16 protein-coding genes are annotated in these 19,056 nt (G+C 63.5%); 4 read left to right on the plus strand and 12 right to left on the minus strand.

What is annotated here, in order from left to right; all coding sequences use genetic code 11:
* The first annotated feature begins 56 nt into the window (after nucleotides 1-56).
* Together XH83_RS20720 and XH83_RS20725 are read left to right on the plus strand one after the other, a co-directional pair.
* Entirely contained in the window at nucleotides 57-989 is a 933-nt protein-coding gene (locus tag XH83_RS20720; protein ID WP_194402634.1) for a LysR family transcriptional regulator, read from the plus strand.
* Nucleotides 990-1,477: 488 nt separating this feature from the next.
* Nucleotides 1,478-2,587, plus strand: coding sequence for an IS630 family transposase (locus XH83_RS20725; RefSeq protein WP_194402635.1), 1,110 nt, complete (start codon nucleotides 1,478-1,480; stop codon nucleotides 2,585-2,587).
* A gap of 412 nt (nucleotides 2,588-2,999) precedes the next feature.
* Here XH83_RS20725 and ftsH read toward each other — a convergent pair whose 3' ends face one another.
* Nucleotides 3,000-4,841: an ATP-dependent zinc metalloprotease FtsH gene (gene ftsH / locus XH83_RS20730; RefSeq protein ID WP_194402636.1), complete on the minus strand. Its 1,842-nt coding sequence runs from the start codon at nucleotides 4,839-4,841 to the stop codon at nucleotides 3,000-3,002.
* 508 nt (nucleotides 4,842-5,349) lie between these two features.
* On the opposite strand from ftsH, the gene XH83_RS20735 reads away from it, so the two are divergent.
* Nucleotides 5,350-5,802, plus strand: a complete 453-nt coding sequence (locus XH83_RS20735) for an Hsp20 family protein (RefSeq protein ID WP_194402637.1) — start codon at nucleotides 5,350-5,352, stop codon at nucleotides 5,800-5,802.
* A 132-nt stretch (nucleotides 5,803-5,934) separates the two neighbouring features.
* Here the strand turns inward: XH83_RS20735 and XH83_RS20740 are convergent, their stop codons facing one another.
* Nucleotides 5,935-6,117, minus strand: a complete 183-nt coding sequence (locus tag XH83_RS20740) for a hypothetical protein (protein WP_194402638.1) — start codon at nucleotides 6,115-6,117, stop codon at nucleotides 5,935-5,937.
* Between the two features lie 217 nt (nucleotides 6,118-6,334).
* Here XH83_RS20740 and XH83_RS20745 point away from each other — a divergent pair, with 217 nt between their 5' ends.
* Nucleotides 6,335-6,532 (plus strand): hypothetical protein, encoded by a 198-nt coding sequence (locus tag XH83_RS20745; protein WP_194402639.1) that lies wholly within the window; start codon nucleotides 6,335-6,337, stop codon nucleotides 6,530-6,532.
* A 1,085-nt stretch (nucleotides 6,533-7,617) separates the two neighbouring features.
* Here the strand turns inward: XH83_RS20745 and ggt are convergent.
* From ggt to XH83_RS20795, 10 genes are all read right to left on the minus strand, one after another.
* Complete coding sequence (gene ggt, locus XH83_RS20750) at nucleotides 7,618-9,240, minus strand: gamma-glutamyltransferase (RefSeq protein WP_194402640.1); 1,623 nt, start codon at nucleotides 9,238-9,240, stop codon at nucleotides 7,618-7,620.
* An 18-nt stretch (nucleotides 9,241-9,258) separates the two neighbouring features.
* Entirely contained in the window at nucleotides 9,259-10,743 is a 1,485-nt protein-coding gene (locus XH83_RS20755; RefSeq protein WP_246776284.1) for an amidase, read from the minus strand.
* A gap of 5 nt (nucleotides 10,744-10,748) precedes the next feature.
* Entirely contained in the window at nucleotides 10,749-11,759 is a 1,011-nt protein-coding gene (locus XH83_RS20760; RefSeq protein WP_194402641.1) for a branched-chain amino acid ABC transporter permease, read from the minus strand.
* A gap of 3 nt (nucleotides 11,760-11,762) precedes the next feature.
* On the minus strand, nucleotides 11,763-12,629 hold the full coding sequence (locus tag XH83_RS20765) for a branched-chain amino acid ABC transporter permease (RefSeq protein ID WP_194402642.1): 867 nt from the start codon (nucleotides 12,627-12,629) through the stop codon (nucleotides 11,763-11,765).
* A gap of 10 nt (nucleotides 12,630-12,639) precedes the next feature.
* Nucleotides 12,640-13,338, minus strand: coding sequence for an ABC transporter ATP-binding protein (locus XH83_RS20770; RefSeq protein WP_194402643.1), 699 nt, complete (start codon nucleotides 13,336-13,338; stop codon nucleotides 12,640-12,642).
* Complete coding sequence (locus tag XH83_RS20775; RefSeq protein WP_194408342.1) at nucleotides 13,325-14,053, minus strand: ABC transporter ATP-binding protein; 729 nt, start codon at nucleotides 14,051-14,053, stop codon at nucleotides 13,325-13,327. Before XH83_RS20775 ends, XH83_RS20770 begins: the two co-directional genes overlap by 14 nt.
* Before the next feature lie 31 nt (nucleotides 14,054-14,084).
* Nucleotides 14,085-15,410, minus strand: coding sequence for an ABC transporter substrate-binding protein (locus XH83_RS20780; protein WP_246776285.1), 1,326 nt, complete (start codon nucleotides 15,408-15,410; stop codon nucleotides 14,085-14,087).
* Nucleotides 15,411-15,455: 45 nt separating this feature from the next.
* A complete protein-coding gene (locus XH83_RS20785) occupies nucleotides 15,456-16,508 on the minus strand; it encodes a GTP-binding protein (protein ID WP_194402644.1) in 1,053 nt (350 codons plus the stop codon).
* Nucleotides 16,505-18,178: an amidohydrolase gene (locus tag XH83_RS20790; protein ID WP_194402645.1), complete on the minus strand. Its 1,674-nt coding sequence runs from the start codon at nucleotides 18,176-18,178 to the stop codon at nucleotides 16,505-16,507. The genes XH83_RS20785 and XH83_RS20790 overlap by 4 nt, the downstream gene beginning before the upstream one ends.
* An 87-nt stretch (nucleotides 18,179-18,265) precedes the next feature.
* Entirely contained in the window at nucleotides 18,266-19,054 is a 789-nt protein-coding gene (locus XH83_RS20795; RefSeq protein ID WP_194402646.1) for an SDR family oxidoreductase, read from the minus strand.
* Nucleotides 19,055-19,056: the final 2 nt, after the last annotated feature.

Here is a 19,056-nt window from a genome sequence, read left to right on the forward strand (position 1 = left end):
GGCGCGCAAGGCGGCGATCTAGTAGATGTCAGTAATGGATATGATTATGCCGAAAAATGGATAAATCAGAAGTCACGCTTGAGCGCATGCGCACCTTCGTCCGGGTCGCCGAGCGGGGCAATCTGTCCGCGGTCGCGCGCGAGCTGGAAGTCGGGCAGTCAACGGTGACGCGCCATTTGCGGGAGCTAGAGGACGCGGTCGGCGTGCCGCTGCTCAGCAGAACCACGCGCCGGGTGACGATGACTGAAGAGGGGGCGCGCTATTATCGCCACTGCGTCCAGATCCTCCGCCAGGTTGATTTGGCCGGCGAGGAAGCGCGCAGCACACGCGGCGCGGCAGCGGGTACGGTACGCATCTCGTGTACCGCGGCCTTCGGAGTACTGCACGTCAGCCGATTCATCTTCGCTTTTCAGGACCGCCATCCGGACATCCTGGTTGATCTCAGCCTCACGGATGAGCGCATCGACCTCGTGCAGGAAGGCGTCGATATTGCCCTCCGGCTTGGGCCACTTGGTGACAGCTCGATGAAGCTGAAGGCGCTGGGCCAATCCCGCCGAATGCTCGTCGCCGCACCGAGCTATCTAGCCGAACGCGGCAAGCCGGCGCGGCCGCAAGACTTGGCAGATCACGAAGGCGTCAGGATGTCTAATATCGCAGGCAGCGATCTACTCGTACTGCATGGTCAGCGCGGCGGGCGCCATGTGGTGCCATTCGGGGGGCGCTTGCGCGTTGATCATGGACTTGCAGCAAGAGAGGCCCTCGTAGCCGGACGCGGGATAGCGCCTGCACATCTCTGGCTGGTCGAGGATCTCCTCGCCGCTAACAAGCTCGAAGTGGTGCTTCCCGAATTTTCGCCACCGTCCGTTCCGCTGAACATGCTGATCGTACCGGAACGGTTGGGCATCGCCCGAGTGCGCTTGTTGGCCGATTTTCTCTCGGCACAAATCGCGCAAACACCTGGGATCAAAAAGCCGTCGCATGGAGCCTAGCGATCGGTCGATAGCGCAGCCGAACCTGCGAGGGTGCTTCACCAGTCGTGTGCCCTGCCTGCCCTGCTTTTCCGGTAACGAAGAGACCGGGCCACGATGGAAGCCGGAGCGGCGGCCCAGCCCCCACCGATTCTGCGAAATACAGCAACCACTCCGAGACTTTCGCCGGCTCATCATCAACGTTGTTCTGCTATTCTGATTCTCTCGACCTCCATTTTCTCCGTCCCACAACTGATGACAGCGCGAGCAAGCAAGTCGCGCGCCCTGAACGAAGGCCCGGCGGGAACCGGGCCTTCTTTTCATCACCAGTACCAGTACGGATAAACCGGAGGATAATAGCGGACTACCCGGTACGGACGGCCATAGTAGTAGGGCGGGCCATAGACCGGTCCATAATAGACTGGTGGTGCAGTGGCGGCCGCTAGTCATCTGGAACGCAAGTTCGTCACATTAGTTGATAGCTCGAAGCTCTACAGAGGAGAGTGCTCGTGGCGAATGCGGGTGTGCGAGGCCGGCCGATTGCGCCGTTGGTGCTGAGTCAGCAGGAGCGGACGTACCTGGAGAGGCAAGTTCGTCGTCATCGTGTTGCCCGGTCGCTATCTGAGCGATGCCGCGCGATCCTGCGATGCGCGGATGGATTGCCTAGCAAGTCTGTGGCTGCCGAACTCGGCCTCCACGAACACACCGTTGGCAAGTGGCGTCGCCGATTTTTGAAGGACCGCTGTGATGGCCTGCTTGACGAGGCACGCCCTGGCCGCCCTCGAACCATCAACGATGATCAGGTTGCCGCGGTGATCGAGCGGACGTTGCGGACGACGCCAGCCGATGCGACGCACTGGTCGATCCGCTCGATGGCTGCGGAAACCGGCTTTTCCCACACCACGATCCGCCGAATGTGGGCGGCGTTCGGCTTGCAGCCGCACCGTAGCCAGACATTCAAGCTATCGAGCGATCCGCTGTTCGTCGACAAGGTACGCGACATCGTCGGCCTTTACCTGTCCCCACCGAACCGAGCCCTTGTTCTGAGCATCGATGAGAAAAGCCAGATTCAGGCACTCGATCGCGAGCAGCCGGTCTTGCCGATGATGCCCGGCATACCGGAGCGTCGTACGCACAGCTATGTGCGGCATGGTACGACCACGCTGTTTGCCGCGCTCGATGTCGCCTCGGGGTTCGTCATCGGCAAATGCTACAAGCGCCACCGGGCAGTCGAGTTCTTGAAGTTTCTAAAAGAGATCGATGCTCAAGTCCCTGAAGGCCTCGATGTCCATATCGTCATGGACAACTACGCCACCCACAAGACACCCAGGATCAAAGCGTGGCTCGCCCGTCGGCCGCATTATCATGTCCACTTCACGCCGACTTCCGCGTCATGGATCAATCAGGTCGAACGCTGGTTCGCTGAGCTCACCAGAAAGCAGATCCAGCGAGGTGTTCACACCTCCGTCAGGCAGCTCGAGGCCGATATCCGTACCTTCATCGACCTGCACAACAAAAATCCCAAGCCCTTCAAATGGACCAAGTCCGCAGACCAGATTTTGGCTTCCGTCAAACGCTTCTGCCACAAAGCCCAGCAGACTTTATGTGGCGAACTTTAGATTCACGTGACTAGTGTTCCAGCAAACAATCCGAGAGCAAGCCCGGGACCGATACCTGGACCGCCCCAGCCATGATGACGCCAATGGGCCGAAGCCGACGCAACTGATCCGATGAGGAGCGTTGCCGCCGCGACGACTGCAAGAGCAAGCTTTCTCATGTCGTTTTCCTCAAGTTACTACGCGCTCTGCGCACTTGTCTCCTTGTCATGGTCCACTTCGCCGAACCTCGGTTCGGCTATACAGTGAATTAGAACTGTCCGGGACGAGTTCAAGTAACTCATTGATGAGACCTGTCGATCTTTCCAGCGATTTGGCGGAGCCAAAAACCAGCATCAGGAGTTCTTCACCTGCTCCGGCGTTCTCAACGCGCTGGTGGACCAGCTCTAGCTGGGGCGCGAAAATGAGCGCGCCGTTAAACCGCCCGGAGGCCTTCCTTCGGCATCTCCCGGATCAGCAGGTCAATATCGCTCTGCTCCAGCGTCTCCTTCTCAAGGAGCTTCTTTGCCGCGCGGTCCAGGATCGGACGCCGCGTGTTCAGTATGCCTTGGGTGCGCTGAAAGACCTGATCCACAATATCCTTTACCTCGCGGTCGATGGCTGCGGCGGTCTCCTCCGCGTAGCCACGCTCGCGAACTGGATAGGGCTGCTCAGGGCCTGCGAGGAAATTGCCGGGCTCGCGGTCATAGGCAACGCTGCCGAGCTTCTCCGACATCCCATAGCGTGTCACCATGCTCCGTGCGATGTCGGTCACCCGGCGCAGATCGTCGGCTGCTCCCGTCGATAGATGACCGAACACGATGAGCTCAGCTGCACGGCCGCCGAGCAGAACGGCCATTTTGTTTTCCAGCTCCTCCTTGGTCATCAAAAATCGGTCCTCGATCGGCCGCTGAATGGTGTAGCCGAGTGCACCGACCCCACGGGGTATAATCGAGACCTTGTGCACGGGATCGACACCAGGCAAGGAAAGCGCGACCAGCGCGTGGCCCATCTCATGAAAAGCGACGATCTCACGTTCCTTGGGATTGAGCAGCCGGTTACGTTTTTCCAGGCCAGCTACCATGCGCTCCACCGCGTTATTGAAGTCGCTCATGCTTACCGCGTCGGCGCCGCGGCGGGTTGCCAGGAGTGCGGCCTCATTGACGAGGTTAGCCAGGTCGGCGCCGGTAAATCCCGGAGTCAAAGCTGCAACCGACTCCGGCTCGACGTTGCCGGCCAGTTGCACCTTTTTCATATGGACCTTGAGTATCTCGATGCGTCCCTTTTTGTCGGGACGATCGACCAACACCTGACGATCGAAGCGGCCGGCGCGCAACAGCGCAGGATCAAGAATTTCAGGCCGGTTGGTTGCCGCAAGAATGACCAGACCCGATCGTGAGTCAAAACCGTCAAGTTCGACCAGAAGTTGGTTGAGCGTTTGCTCCTTCTCGTCGTGCCCTCCAGCAAACGGGCCGATGCCACGCGCTCGGCCAAGCGCGTCGAGCTCGTCAATAAAGATAATTGCCGGTGCCTTTTCGTGTGCCTGCCGGAACAGGTCGCGCACCCGTGCCGCGCCGACACCAACAAACATCTCCACGAATTCCGAACCCGAGATCGAGAAGAACGGAACTCGGGCTTCGCCTGCAACCGCCTTCGCCAGCAGGGTTTTGCCCGTGCCCGGCGGACCAACCAGCAGCACACCTTTCGGCATGCGACCGCCAAGCCGACCGTAATCGGTGGGATTCTTCAGGAAATCGACGACCTCGCGAAGCTCGTCCTTCGCTTCGTCGACACCGGCGACATCGGCAAAGGTGACGCCCGTGTTGGACTCGACATAGATCTTGGCCTTGCTCTTGCCGATCGCCATCAGGCCGCCGCCAAGGCCGCCGCCTTCAGCCATGCGACGGCCGATGTACCACCACAGCCCGAAGAATAACAGTACGGGCATCACCCACGAGAGGAGGTCGCGCAGAAATGTGCTCTCGATTTGTCCGGTAAAGCGGACGTTGTATTTCTCCAGTTCCTGCGCCACGTCCTGGTCGACACGCGTGGTCACAAATCTCTTCTGGCCGCCTGGCAGCGGCTCCTTGAGCGTACCCTGCAGGGTGCGATCGGAAATGCCGACGGCATCGATCTTTCCTTGATGCAGTAACTGCAGGTATTCGCTGTAGGGAATGACGGCAATTTGTGTGGCCGTTGCGACAAGATACTGGATGAAGAAGATCGCGAAAATAGCGGCGATGGTATATCCGACATTGAAGCGAGTTTTGTTGGTCATGCAGAAACTCGATGCAAAGGGCCCGGAAGCAGCTTCCCCGAATCGACCGGATAATCGGCGGTTGGCGCGGCACTGCACCAAACACTCTGGCGTGGCATTGGTTTCAACCAGGTCCTGACGGAACCGGACGTAGCCCCGTCGGGCGATCTCGACTGCGGCAGTCCGCCTGGGCAGAGGCTCCGCACCTCGTAAGCCGTCGACTGCCACTTTGACTTCTGCGCGTTCGGCCCGCTCGTAGATCTCAACGTCCAGGGTCGCGTACGCGGGAGGGAATGGCTGCCGCACTCGCGGGGGTGTGGGCGTATCTCCACTGCGGCCGCCGAAAGCGAAGTTGAGCAGGCTTTGCACCAGCGGCGGCGGACCTCTTGAAACCTAACCAGTGGGTTCTAATTCAAAGAGTGCGGTGCGGATCGCGCTGCACCGGACGCCTGTCGAGGGTCCGGTTTTCGGGCGCCGGACGCGGTGTCCGGCGCTCATAAACCATGTTGCTCAAGTGGAGGATGTGGCTATGACTACCTTTGATTTTGCCCCCCTGTGGCGTTCGACGGTTGGTTTCGATCGCGTGTTCGATCTGCTCGAGGATTCCGTCCAATGGACGGGCGACAATTACCCACCTTACAACATTGAGCGGGCCGACCAGGATCACTACCAGATCTCCCTCGCGCTAGCCGGCTTTGCACCGCATGAAATAACCATTACTGCGGAGCAAAACGTACTCACGGTTGAAGGCCGAAAGGCCGATAAGGGCGACCACCAATACTTGTACCAGGGTATCTCCGTGCGTCCATTCCGGCATCAGTTTAACCTCGCCGAGTACGTGCAAGTGAAGCGCGCTTCGTTTGAAGACGGAATGCTCAAGATCGAGCTGGTACGTGAACTCCCCGAAGCTATGAAGCCACGGCAGATACCGATCCAAGCCGGCAACGACAACCAGAAGCTCGTGAACCAGCAAACGGCCTGAGTTCACTCGCCTGCTAGTCAGCGCGGTCTCCTCGCTCAGCTACCAGCGTGCACCGGACTGCGCGTGGACGCCTGATGGCAGAGCGAGCTCGCGTGGCCAGATTCAGCGAGAAAATACATGATGAACGTAATCTTAAACGATCCGCAGCAGCTCGAGCGCAGGCTGCTCAAGCTCTTCGAACGTCACGGTAGCGACGGTCGCGCGATCACCCTTGAGAGCCTCGCTGCCAATGTTGGCATGCAGCAGCAAGCGAAGGATCTTCTGCTTGCCCTGGGAAACCTCGTCACACGGGGCCTTGTTAAGCGTGCCGGCCACAATCCTATACCGGGCTCTCCTGTTGCATTCCGTCTGGTACGTGCGGCATCGCCGCATGATCTAGCAGCTGCCACGAGCGCGGCAGCCGCGATAGTGGCCCGTCCGTTAAGGGAGTCGACCAAGGGAGTTCGTCAAAGCCGTTCACGAGAGAGCACACAGCTGCCCAAAGGCATGGAGACCCTGTATTCGACTGTTCGGCAAGGTTGGTAGATCAGCGATGGACGATTATCGCGACCTCATGACGGTTGCTCTCGTGCTGTTCTTCGCGGGTCTCATGTTGGTTGTCGGCCAACTCTATCTCGAACACACCACCAGACAGGATCTCGGCACGGAGATCGAGCTACCGTATGTGCCGACTTCATCACCAATCTTGAGTTCGCGTGTGGGCGAGCATTCAGGCCGAACCCTCCGCTAGTGGTCTAGACAGATGTGTATGGTTCAAGGAGCTGGCGTTCATCAGAAACATCGGGGAGTCGAGTCACCTGGAGCGACTCGAACCGCCGACGTCGGTTTTTGTTTTCTCGCTGCGGCCCACGTGACATCTCGGCATTGACGGACGCTGAGCCCTGCTCGCGAGATTACTAGGCATCTTGGACCCTGCGCAGGTGTCCAGCCTGCGCAGCGCACCCGCACCCTATGCGCCAACGCTTTGCGGACGTCGCGCATAGCTCCGACAAAGGACCACCGACGCTAGGCTCCGATGGATCTTTTTTGATCTCCCGGTGCACACGTCGTGCACACGCCCCCTCTAACAATTTCAAAAACCTGGACTCTCGCTCCAATCCATCATGGCCAATTTGGTCTAGCTCCAGCCAACAAGACCGGGAGTGATCAATAATGGTCCGCTTTGCGCCAAAACCCGCCGCTGCGTTTGGCTAAGCTTTGAGCCCCGGCCCTTCTGTACGATACAGCTCGCTCCCATACTCCATGAGTGAAGACGCAATGGATTTCGGACTTCTACCGGGATAAGCCAAGCCCACTGCTTCAGTCAGAATTCTCAGCGCGAAGGAAGCGAGAACAACTCGACCAGACCACGCTAAACTACGCGACGGCGGCACCCCGCACTACTCCCACTCTATCATTTCGAACGACGTTTCGTCGTTGATTTGTAAGCACAAATTTTTCAAGTCTGACGGACAAATCCCGACGGTATACCCGCCGCAATTTCTTGGTCTTGAATTCACAGGAAAATTCACGCAGCTCGAAGAGACGACGCCTTCGGTAAGTATCGGGTGCAATCGACTGAATGGCCGCGTGTGCAAGGCCGGGACGGCCAGCCGCTCATACCCGCACTGCGTCGCTCCGATACCGTCAAGGATCGGGAAAGCGCTGGTTTGGTCTGTATGAGGATCGCTCACGCGCCCTAGACTTTGAGGTTCGCGCAAGAGCAACCCTCAAGACGAAGTCGAGTTCAGGTGGGGGGCTGGACCACCTGATTTGCCTGACGACACCCGATTGACAGCCATTCAAAGGCAGAGGCAAGCCAGGGCGGCCAACAAACTAGTAGCCGATTGCAGCTCCGTCGCTACGCGGATCAGACCCTCCACTCAGCATCCCGCTTTGTCGATCGACGGTAATTCCATGGGCGTGGCCCGCCATCTCGTTCCAAGCGCCCCAGCGGTTGATGATGTGCCCTCTCTGCGCCAGCGCATCCACGGCATCATCGGGAAAGCGTCCCTCCAGGTGCAGGGTGTCCCGCGCCTCGCCCAGGCCGAAACGGCCCGACAGGAAGCGCGGCAGCTCGATTGCTTCCTGAATATCGAGGCGGTGATCGATCATCGCCGAATAGAGCTGCAGCTGGATCTGCGGCTGTCCGTCCGCACCCATGCAGCCGAGCACGCTCCACAGCTTGCCGTCGCGCTTGGCGATCGACGCGATCAAGGTGTGCAGAGGAATCTTGCCTGGCTCGGGGCGATTGGGGTGATCGGGATCGAGCGAGAAATAGGCGCTGCGGTTCTGAAGCACGACGCCGGTACGGCCCGCGACCAGACAGGAGCCAAACGCGCCATACAAGCTCTGGATCAGCGAAACGGCATTCCCCTCCCCGTCGATAGCGGCGACGTAGACCGTATCACCGGCGAGGCTGCCGTAGGACGGGACCTGGTCCCATCTCAGTGCCGAGCGAAAGTCGATCAAGCCGGCGCGGCTGGCCGCATATGATTTGGAGATCAGGCTCTCAACCGGCACGTCGACGAAAGCGGGATCGGCGAGCACTCGGTCGCGGTCGTGATAGGCGATCTGCTTTGCCTGCACCATGAGGTGCACGCGGTCCGGGCCAAGCAAATCCTTCTTGTGCAGTTCATGGGGCTCGAGCAGGTTGAGCATCTCGAGCACCGAAAAACCCTGGGTCGGCGGCGGGGTGTTGTAGATCTCGACATCCCTGTAGCGGCCGACCAGCGGCGCGCCCCAATTCGCCGTCTGCTGCTCCAGGTCGGCCTCTCGAAAGAAACCGCCCCCTTCGCGCGAGAAGCGCGCGAGCTCCTCGGCAACGGCTCCGCGGTAGAAGCCCGCCCAGCCGGCATCCGCGATCGCCTGCAGCGTGCGGGCGAGATCTGGATTTGCGAGCTTCGCGCCCGCCGCCGGGGTGGCGCCACATGGCAAGAACAGCGCGGCAGCTTCGGCCTGCTGTGCAAGCTCGCCCCGCATCAGCTCAATGAAGCTTGCAAGTCGCCCGGTGACGGGAAAGCCCTCTCGCGCGTAGGCGATCGCGCTCTCGAGCACTTTCGCAAGCGGCAGGCGGCCAAGGGCCCGATGGGCTTCGGTCCAGCTTGCGACAGCGCCGGGCACGGTCAGCGTTGCCGGAATGATGCCGCGCAGCGGGATCTCGCTCACGCCCCTCTCGCGCAATGCCGTCAGCGAGGCGGTGGCAGCCGCCTTCCCGCCGCCGTTCAGGAATTTGACGGCGCCGCTGTGCCCCTCATGGATCAGCCAGAACGCGTCACCACCGAGCCCCGTCATGTGCGGGTACACCACCGCCAGCACGGCGCTGGTGGCGATCGCAGCGTCAACCGCAGAGCCCCCTGCGCGCAAGACGTCGACGCCGGCGCTAGAGGCCAGCGCATGCGGCGACGTCACCATTCCCTGTGGGGCAAGCGTGACGGGACGACCGGTGCGAATATCCATTGGCATGTCTCTGGCCGATCAGATGCCGGGCGGGCGAGCGAAGCCGCCCAATGCCTGCTCCGCGAGCTGGGCAAATCTGAGTGTGGTGCGCTCGCCGAGATACGGTCCGACCACCTGCACGCCGGCAGGAACGCGACCGACCCTGCGGCCCGTCGGAATAGCGGTGGCCGGCAGGTTGGCGACCGTGACCAGACCGGGCCACGCCAGATTGTCCATGTATGGAATCGTGCCGCCATTCACGAGGAGCCGCCGGGTGAATTGCGCGGCGAGGTCGAGGCGCTCGATGTCGTGCGGGAATGCCACGGTGGGCGTCACCGGGCAAAGCAGCACGTCGTAATCGGCAAAGAAGCGACGCCATGCGCGATAGATCTGGTGCCGCTGTTCCGCCGCCGCAAAATGCTGCGGAAGCGACTGCCGGACCGCGTCGGCGACGCGACGTGGATAGCTGCCGCTCTCGGCCGCATCCCCGGCCGCGAGCAGCTCCTCGCGCGCGGGCGGCGGCAACCCGGCGCCGATGATCCCGAACAGGGTCTGGAGATAGACGTCATGGCTTGCGGCGGGATCGATCGGGGGCCGCGCTGTTCTGTTCACGGCAACGCCAAGACGCGTCAGATCATCGGCCAGCCCGTCGATCGCGGCCGCATAGCCGTCATCCAGCGGATAGGCCTGTCCGTCGTTCCAGATTGCAACGCGGAAGGACCGGAGATCGTCGTGCCGCGCCGCCGGAAGCCACACCTCCGCGCCGGCAGCATCGAGATCGGACATGCCGAGCACCACGTCGAACAACATCTCGAGATCGAACGCGCTGCGGGCCAGTGGTCCGGCGACGCCGAGCTCGGCTGGCGCGATGTGGCCGGGCGGCGGCGGAATGTGACCTTCGGTGCTGACGAGGCCATAACTCGGCTTGTGGCCGTACACGCCGCAGAAATGCGCGGGCACGCGGATCGAGCCGCCGATATCGCTGCCGAGCTCGAGCGTCGTCAGACCGGCCGCGAGCGCCGCGGCGGAGCCTCCGGAGGAGCCGCCGACGGTGCGCTCACCGTCCCATGGATTGCGGGTCAGACCGAACAGCGTGTTGCAGGATTGGTGATCGGCGGCGCCCGCCGGCAGGTTGGTCTTGCCGAAGATCACGGCACCGGCCGCGCGGATCTTTGCAACCGCAACGGCGTCTTCATTCGGGCGATAGCCGCGAAGCTCCTCCAATCCGCAGGTCGCGGCCATGCCGGCGACGGCGAAGGAATCCTTGATGGTCATCGGCAGGCCGTGCAGCGGCGCCATCGCCTCGCCGCGCGCCAGCTTCTCGTCGGCGATGCGCGCCTGACGGCGGGCGGCCTCTTCGTCCAATGTGACCACGGCATTGCAGGATGGATTGAGGCGCTTGACCCGATTGAGCTGCAGATCGAGCAGTTCGAGCGCGCTGATGCGCCGGGAAGCCAGCAGCATTTTCTGTTCGGTCGCGGAGAGAAGGCACATCTCGTCAGCAGACATCTTGCTTGAAGGCATCACGCTCATCCCAATTGTCCGGCCTTGTCGGCGAGCGACGCGAGGTCGGGTGTCACGGGCGCCGTCCTCCCGACGCCGAGAAGCTTGAGGCCGAAGCGGTCGCGCAGCGGCGGCCACAGCCCGCGCGGCGACCAGAGCATGACGATGACGGCGACCAGGCCCAGCGCAACCAGGTACCAGCCGGCGGACAAGCCGAGCTGGTCGGTGATGAGCTCGCGCAGGCCGAAGAAGATCACCGTGCCGATGACTGGGCCTTCGAGCGTCCCGATGCCGCCGATCATCACGATGAACATCATGTAGACGACCCAGTTCACGTCGAAGGCCGCCGCCGGCGAGACATAGAGATTGCCGAGGAAGGAGACCGCGCCGGCCAGGCCGCAGCCGGCCGCCGACAGCACGAAGACGATGAAGCGGTTGCGCTGCACGTCGACGCCGACGCTCATCGCCGCCAGATCGTTGTCACGCACGCTCATGAGACCGAGACCGAAGCCGGATCGCATCAGCAGAAACAGCCCGCCAATCGTGCCCAGCGCCAGCGCGGCCGCGATCCAGAACAGCACCGGCTCGAACCAGTCGAGGTCGATGAGCCGGCTCGATTTCAGCGGCAGGCCGGAGGTGCCGCCGAGCCACCCCGCCTTCATCACCAGCGCCGCAATGATCTCGGAGAAGACCCACATCGCTATCGAGAAATAGGCCTCGCGCAGCCGGAACAGCGGCCGCGCGATCACCGAGGCGACCACCGCGCAGGCGAGCGGCGCGACGGGCAGCACCCAGTAGGGCGACAGGTCGAACGTATCGGAGATCAGGAACAGCCCGTAGGCTCCGATCCCGACGAACACCTGATGGCCGAACGACACGAGGCCGGCATAACCGGCCAGCAGATTCCACATCTGCGCCATGGCGAGGATCAGGAGGCACTCGGTCGCAAAGCGCAAACCGCCCTCGCCCAGCAGCAACGGACCCGCGGCGAAGAGCGCGGCGGCGGCGCAACAGGAGATCGCGATCGTCCTCGACATCGATCAGGCCCTGCTCGCGACAAGACCCGCGGGACGGATCAGCAGCATCACGAAGAACAAGAGGTGCGCGTAGAGCAGACCGGCATTCGCATCCCATTTCAGGCCGGCGAGCTGCGCCATGCCGAGCACAATGCCGCCGAGCAGCGCACCCCAGAACGAGCCGATGCCGCCGAGCACCACGACCTCGAAGGCGATCAGCAGGCGTTCGACGCCGGAGAACGGCGTGAAGCTCGAACGCACCGCGAGCAGCACGCCGCCGATCGCGCCGAGCGCCAGCGACAGGCCCATGACGTAGTTGTAGACGAGGTCCGGCTTGACGCCGAACATCCGGACGATGTCGCGCCGGTCGGCGGTCGCACGTACGATACGGCCGAAGGCCGTGCGCTTGAGCGCCCACTGCAGGAGCAGGAACAGCAGCACCGCCGCGATCAGCGTCAGCAGGGGCATCACGCCGATGCTCAGTCCGAACAGCCTGATGCTCGCGCGCGAGAGCTCGCCGAGCTGGAGGCCCCTGACGTCCGCGCCGAATACCTCGACCATCAGGTTGCGCAGCACGATGGAGACGCCGAAGGTCAATAGCAGCGGCGCGAGCGGATCGGGCGCCCGCGCCACCCGGTTCATGATCACAGCCTGGTAGAGATAGCCGACCGCGAAGGCCGCGATCACGACGGGGATCAGCACGAACAGCGGATGGACCTGCGGAAACAGGGCAACCAGGATCACGGCGAGATAGGCTGCGAGCACCATGAACTCGCCATGCGCGATGTTGACGAGGCGCATCACGCCAAAGACGAGCGCAAGTCCGATCCCGAGCAGGCCATAGAGACCGCCCAGCAGGGCTCCGTTCACCAGCGTCTCGATCCAGGCCATGTCCCCTCGCTCACATCCCGAAATAGGCTTGCGTCAATTCGGCGACGCTGACGTCGCCGGCATTCGCCGTCAGCGACACGCGCCCCTTCAGCAGACAGTAGATGCGATCGCTCGCACTGGCTGCGCGCTTGACGTCCTGCTCGACCAGCACCAGCGCCGTGCCCTCCTTGCGGATATCGTTGAACGCGCCATAGATCTGCTCGACCATCACGGGCGCGAGGCCCAGCGAAATCTCGTCGCAAAGCAGCAGGCGCGGGTTGCACATCAGCGCGCGCCCGATCGCGACCATCTGCTGCTGCCCGCCCGAAAGCTGCCGCGGCATGTGGTTGCGCCGTTCTTCAAGCGCCGGAAACAGGTCGAACACGCGCCGCAGCGTCCATGATCCCGGCCGCTTGCTCACCTGCCCCATCAGGAGATTTTCCTCGACGGTCAGCGTGTCGAACAGCATGCGCCCTTCCGGCACCATGCCGAGACCCAGCCGCGCGATGCGCTCGGCGGGCGTATCCACGATATCGTCGCCGTCGAACCGGACGCTGCCACGTTTGCTGTCGATCAAGCCGACCAGCGCGCGCAAGAACGTGGTCTTTCCGGCGCCGTTGGCGCCGACGAGCGCGACCGCCTCGCGCTCGGCAACCGAGAAGGCTAACGCGAAGATCGCCTGCAGGTCGCCGTGAAAGACATTGAGTCCCTCGACCTCAAGCAAGCTCATCGGTCAATCCCATGTAGATTTCCTTGACCGTGCGACTCTCCATCACCTCTCCCGGCTGGCCGTCGAGCACCTTGCGGCCGAAATTCAGAACGAGGATGCGATCGGCGACGGCGCGCAAGGCATGCGGAATGTGCTCGATCCAGATCATGGCGTGATCGGCCTTCACGCCGGCGATGATCTCGATCAGCCGCTCGACCTCCGGCTCGGTCAGTCCCGCCGCGATCTCGTCGAGCAGGATCAGGCGCGGCTTCGAGGCCAGCGCCTTGGCAAATTCGAGCCGCTTGCGATCGATCAGCGGCAGGGCGCCCGCGATGCGATCGGCCTTGCCGGCGAGCGAGGTGCGGCGCAGTACGTCCATCGCCCAGTCGCTCGCCACAGCGCCATGCAGGCCGCCGCCATAGGTCGCCGCCACCAGCACGTTTTCGTAAGCCGTGAGATGCGGGAACGGTTGCGGGATCTGGAAGGCCCGACCGATGCCGAGACGAACGCGCCGATGCGCAGGCACATGGGTGATGTCCCGGCCATCCAGCATGATCGAACCGCCGTCCGGCTTGATCAATCCCACGATCAGATTCAGCACCGAGCTCTTGCCGGCGCCGTTGGGTCCGATCACACCGAGGCATTCGCCGTGCGCGAGCGCGAAGTCGAGGTCATCGGCAACCCGGATGACCCCGAAACTCTTGCTCAAGCCTGCAACGCGCAGCACTTCGACCATTGTCATGCGTCCGCGTCGGCCTGCCGCCCGCTCAGGCGAGCTTTGACAGCAGGGCGAGATCGGCCTGCTTCGGGATGAACGGCGCGGTGCCGTTGTGCACGATCAGGAGCTCGTAGGGCGACTTTCCGCCCTTGCTCTTGCGCCACTGCCCGCCGGACAGCGAGGTGACCGCGACGTTCTTGATCGGGCTGCCCTTGAACTTGACCTGGCCGACGACCGTCTCGAGGTCGAGGCCGGCGATGGCATCGCGCAGCGAATTCTTGTCCTTGGGATCGCTATTGCGCAGCGCCGCGAAGCCGACCTCCCACAGCGCGTGGGCATAGCCGATCGGCTGCGTCCATTGCCTGCCGGTGGTCTTCTCCCATTCGGCCGCGAGCTCGGCCGCGCTCTGACCGGTGAGCGAGGATTTGAACGGATAGGCCGGCGTCCACCAGACCTCCGTCGACATGCCGTCGCCGCGATCGCCGAGCGCATTGACCGCGCTCGGAAACAGGAAGGCCGCCGCAACCGTGCAGATCTGCGGCTTGAAGCCGGCCTGCGCGGCCTGGTTCCACAGCGTCACCCAGTGATTGCCGTAAGCGAAGCCGGAGACGATCTCCGCGCCCGCGTTCTTGAAGGTGGAGACCTGGTTGGAGAAATCGTCGGTCGCGATCTGGAAGCTGCCGGTCGTGACCTCCTGGAAGCCGGCCTGCCTGATGCCGGCCGGCAGGCCCAGCTTCTGATCGGAAAACGCCGTTCCCGCCGGATTGTCGATATAGAGCGTTCCGACCTTCTTGTTGGTCTCGACCGACTGCCACATCCCGACGAAATTCTTCACGACGTCGTCGGCGCCCCAGAAGAAATGGAAAGTGTAGGGGAAGCCCTTGTCCGGCGTCGACTTGCGCGGGAACATCCAGCCTTGCCAGGGCAGCATGGTCGAGATCGTCGGCACGCCGCGCGCGTCCGCGAGCTCACCGATCGGGATCTCCGCGTCGCCGTCCTCGACCAGGATCAGGTCGCATCTTTCGCGAAGCACGAGCTCGCTGGCGACGACCGAGGAGCGGTTGGCATCGGACTGATTGTCCTTGATGACGAACTCGACCGCATAATTCTTGCCGCCGATCTTCAGGCCGTCCTTGACCAGGCTCTTCATCCGCTCGTGGATCCAGGGATCCGGCTCGGCAAAGGCGGCGCGCACGCCGGACAGGCAGCCGCACCAGCCGATCTTGATGGTGCTCGAAGCCGCGCCCGCGATATTCACCAGCGGCACGTTGCCGGCCGCGGCCAGGCCCGCGGTTCCGGCGGCCTTGAGCAGGCTGCGCCGAGTGATCTTTCCGCCACCGACCTTCGTCGCTGTGAACTTTGTGGTCTCGCTCACGACATCCCTCCTGCAAATCATCCGTTGATTGAAAACCGTTCCATGTCACGCCGCCGGCCGCGTGATGCTCTCGCGGCTGATCTCGCCGAAGCGGGCGAGCGTGCGCTCGATCGCCTCCGCGGCAATGTCGCGGACGATGAAGACGAGGCGCGAGCTGCGGTCGTCCGACGGCCAATTGCCCAGCCCGATCGGCGGGTGCAGCACGTGCTGCACGGCATGGACCACCACCGGCCCCTGCGGCCGGTCGGCGACGTTGACCAGCGCCTTGAAGCGCAAGAGGTCATCACCCTTCAGCGCAGCGACGTAATCGAGCCAGCGCGAGAACGCGGCCCAGCGGATCGGCTCGTTCACGACGAAGCTGAAGGAGGAGATACGCGAGTCGTGCGCATGATGGTCGTGATGGTGGGAGGCATGTGCGTGTGCCGTTGTTGCGGCTGCGAACCAGCTTGCGACCTGATCCGACCGCGCCTCAGGCGCGAACAGCCCCGCTCCAAACAGAGTGTTCGGTGCGATCGATCCGTGATTCACAGGCATAACCGACACGGTCGGATTGATCGTGCGAATGCGCTGTTCCACACCCGCAAGGGAATCGGCTTCGGCGAGGTCGGCCTTGGTCAACAGGATACGGTCCGCGACCGCGATCTGCTTGACCGCCTCGGCATGATGATCGAGCGAGCGGAGCGCGTTGACGGCATCGACGGTGACCACGACACCGTCGATCCGGTAGCGGGCAACAACGCCGGGTGCGGTCATCAGCGTGTGCAGCACCGGCACGGGGTCGGCGAGGCCCGTCGTTTCGATCAGGACGCGCCGAATCGGCGGCAGCGTCCCGGCGGCTTCGCGCGACGACAGGTCTTCGAGGAGAGCGACGAGGTCTTCGCGGACCGAGCAGCAGACGCAGCCATTGTCGAGCAGGGCGAATCGCTCCTCGCTCGTCTCCACCAGGAGATGATCGAGCCCGACCTCGCCGAACTCGTTGATGACGGCGACCGTCCCGTCCATGCCGGGCTGGCGCAGCAGATGGTTGAGGACCGTGGTCTTGCCGCTGCCGAGGAAGCCGGTCAGCACGGTCACGGGAATGAGCGGCGCGCGGGTCATAGGCCTCGCTCGTAGACCTTGCGACCCTCGAAGAAGGTCATCTCCACATTGGTCTCCGCGATCTGGTCGGCAGGAATGTCGAACAGCGCCTGATCCAGCACGATCAGGTCGGCGGACTTGCCGACCTCGATCGATCCCGTGATCTTGCCGAGGCCCGCGGCGCGCGCGGCATTGATGGTGTAGATCTCAATGACGGTTTCGAGGTCGAGCGCCTGTTCCGGCCACAACGAGGCGCCGGGAAAGTCGCCGGCGGGATTGCGCCGCGTCACCATGCCCTCGATACCATGCCAGGGATCGGGATTCGGGATCACCGGCCAGTCGGAGCCGCCGGCCATCAACGCGCCGACGATCTTGAGATCGCGGTTGGGCCAGAAGCGCTGCGCCCGCTCCGCGCCCATCGCGGCCTTGTGCGCCTCGAGGAACACGGTCGGAAACCAGATGATCGGGGAGAGATCGGCGGCGACGCCGAGATCGGCGAAGCGCGGGATGTCGTCGGGCGTGATGTAGCTCGCATGCGCGATGTGATGGATCAGCGCGGTCGGTCCGTTGAACGCGCGCACCACATCGATGGCATCGAGCGCCTGCGTGACCGCCGCATCGCCCGCGCAATGGATCTTGGCCGCGAGCCCGAGCGTCTCGCATTTGCCGAGCCAGCGGATCAGCTCCGGCACCGTCAGCATGGTGGTGCCGCGGAAGCAGCAGCCGCGCACGGGATCGGCGACATAGGGCTCGTGAAACGCGGCCGTCTTGGCGCCGGGCACGCCGTCCAGGAACATCTTTGCGTAGTCGGGCTTCACATGGGCGGAGCGGTACTGGTCGCGCAGCGCGAACAGTTCCTCGCCTGCCGTTCCGAACATGAAGCCGGGCTCGATGATCGGCATGGCGCAGACGGCCCAGGCCGACAGTTCGCCGCGATCGTCGAGGCCCTTCAGCGCGGCCAGGATCGGCTGCATGCTGGCGGCATCGACGAAGCCGGTGACGCCGAAGGAATTCAGCACGCCGATCGACCGCGCAACCGCGGCGCGGTCCATCTCCGGCGTGTAGTGCCCGGCCTTGGCGAGCGCGCGCTCGATGATGCCGGAGGCGGCTTCCACCATCAGCCCGGTCAAGCCGCCGCTCGCGAGGTCCCGGCCGATCTCGCCGTCGACGGGATTTTGCGTCTCCGCACCGACGCCGGCGATCCGCAAGGCCTCGGCGCTGGCCCAGCGATTGTGATAGCTGTCGTCGCGCAGCAGCACGGGATGCCCGAGGCTCGCAGCATTGAGCTCGGCCGCGGCGGCATCGGTGTTGAGCCTGGACAGGAGGTCGTTGCCGAACTGGCCGCCGACGATCCAGCTTCCGGGAGCGGTCTTCGCGGCCGCCTCCTTCACGGCGGCGGCGATCTCGCTGATCGAATGGCTCGACGGGAAGCGCAGCTCGTAGAGATCGGCCTGCCCGCCCATCATGATGTGATTGTGGATGTCGATGATGCCCGGCATGGCGGTGCGACCGCCGAGATCGACCACGTTGGTGTCGCGGCCGACGCAGGATCGGACGTCGCTCTCCTCGCCGACGGCCACGAAGCGTCCGGCCTTCACCGCCGCGCAGCTCGCCCAGGGCTGTTCGCGATCGACGGTGTAGATCCTGCCGTTCCGGAACAGCGTATCGGCGCTGGTCTTGATCTCTCTCATTCCCCGATCCCGATTGCGAGGGGAGCTTGTTCCGCGCGCAGATTGGTCACAATCAGCCGTTCGGTTGATGAGCCGGCACCATGCCCGTCAACCCCATTGCCGTTCGACGGCAAAGCCGGTTTCAGGAAGAGTCGTTCCACCATCGACCACGATGGTCTGGCCGGTGACATAGCTTGCCTGCTCGGAGGCGAGATAGAGCATGGCGTAGGCGACGTCGTCGGCGGTGCCGATCCGACCCATCGGAATGTGGCGCGCGATCCGTGCCAGGTTCTCCGCCGTGCTCAGCGTTCCCCGACCCGGCTTGGCGATGAAGCCGGGCTCGACGGCGTTGGCCGTAATCCCGTCGCGCGCGAGCTCGAAGGCGGCGCCGCGGATGAAGGCGTTGACGCCGGCTTTCGCCGCCGAATAGTGCGCGCCGCCGCCCATCGCCAGCCGCGACGAGATCGACGAGGTCGCCAGGATGCGGCCATAGCGGCGGGCGCGCATATGCGGCACCGCCGCCTGGATCAGCCAGATCGCCGCGGCGAGATTGATCGACAAGGCTTCGTCGAGCTTGTCCTCGTCGAGGTCGTCGAGCGGCGCCCAGGGGCAGCCGCCGGCGTTGTGGACGAGGATATCGAGCCGGCCGAGCCGTTCCGCGACACCGTTGACGAGCTCGGTCAAGGCGGGTCGATCGAGCGCTTCGAAGCGCGTCGTGCTCACGGCGAGACCGCGCCGGCTCAAGCCGGCGGCGAGTTCGTCGGCCACATCCTGCGAGCGATTGGCGATCACGACCCGGGCGCCCGCCTCCGCGAGGCGCGTGACGATCGCAGCACCAATGCCCCGGCCGCCGCCGGTGACCAGCGCGACGCGTTCGGTCAAGTCGAACGGTGCCATGA

Source organism: Bradyrhizobium sp. CCBAU 53351, from assembly GCF_015291745.1.
Lineage (GTDB): Bacteria > Pseudomonadota > Alphaproteobacteria > Rhizobiales > Xanthobacteraceae > Bradyrhizobium.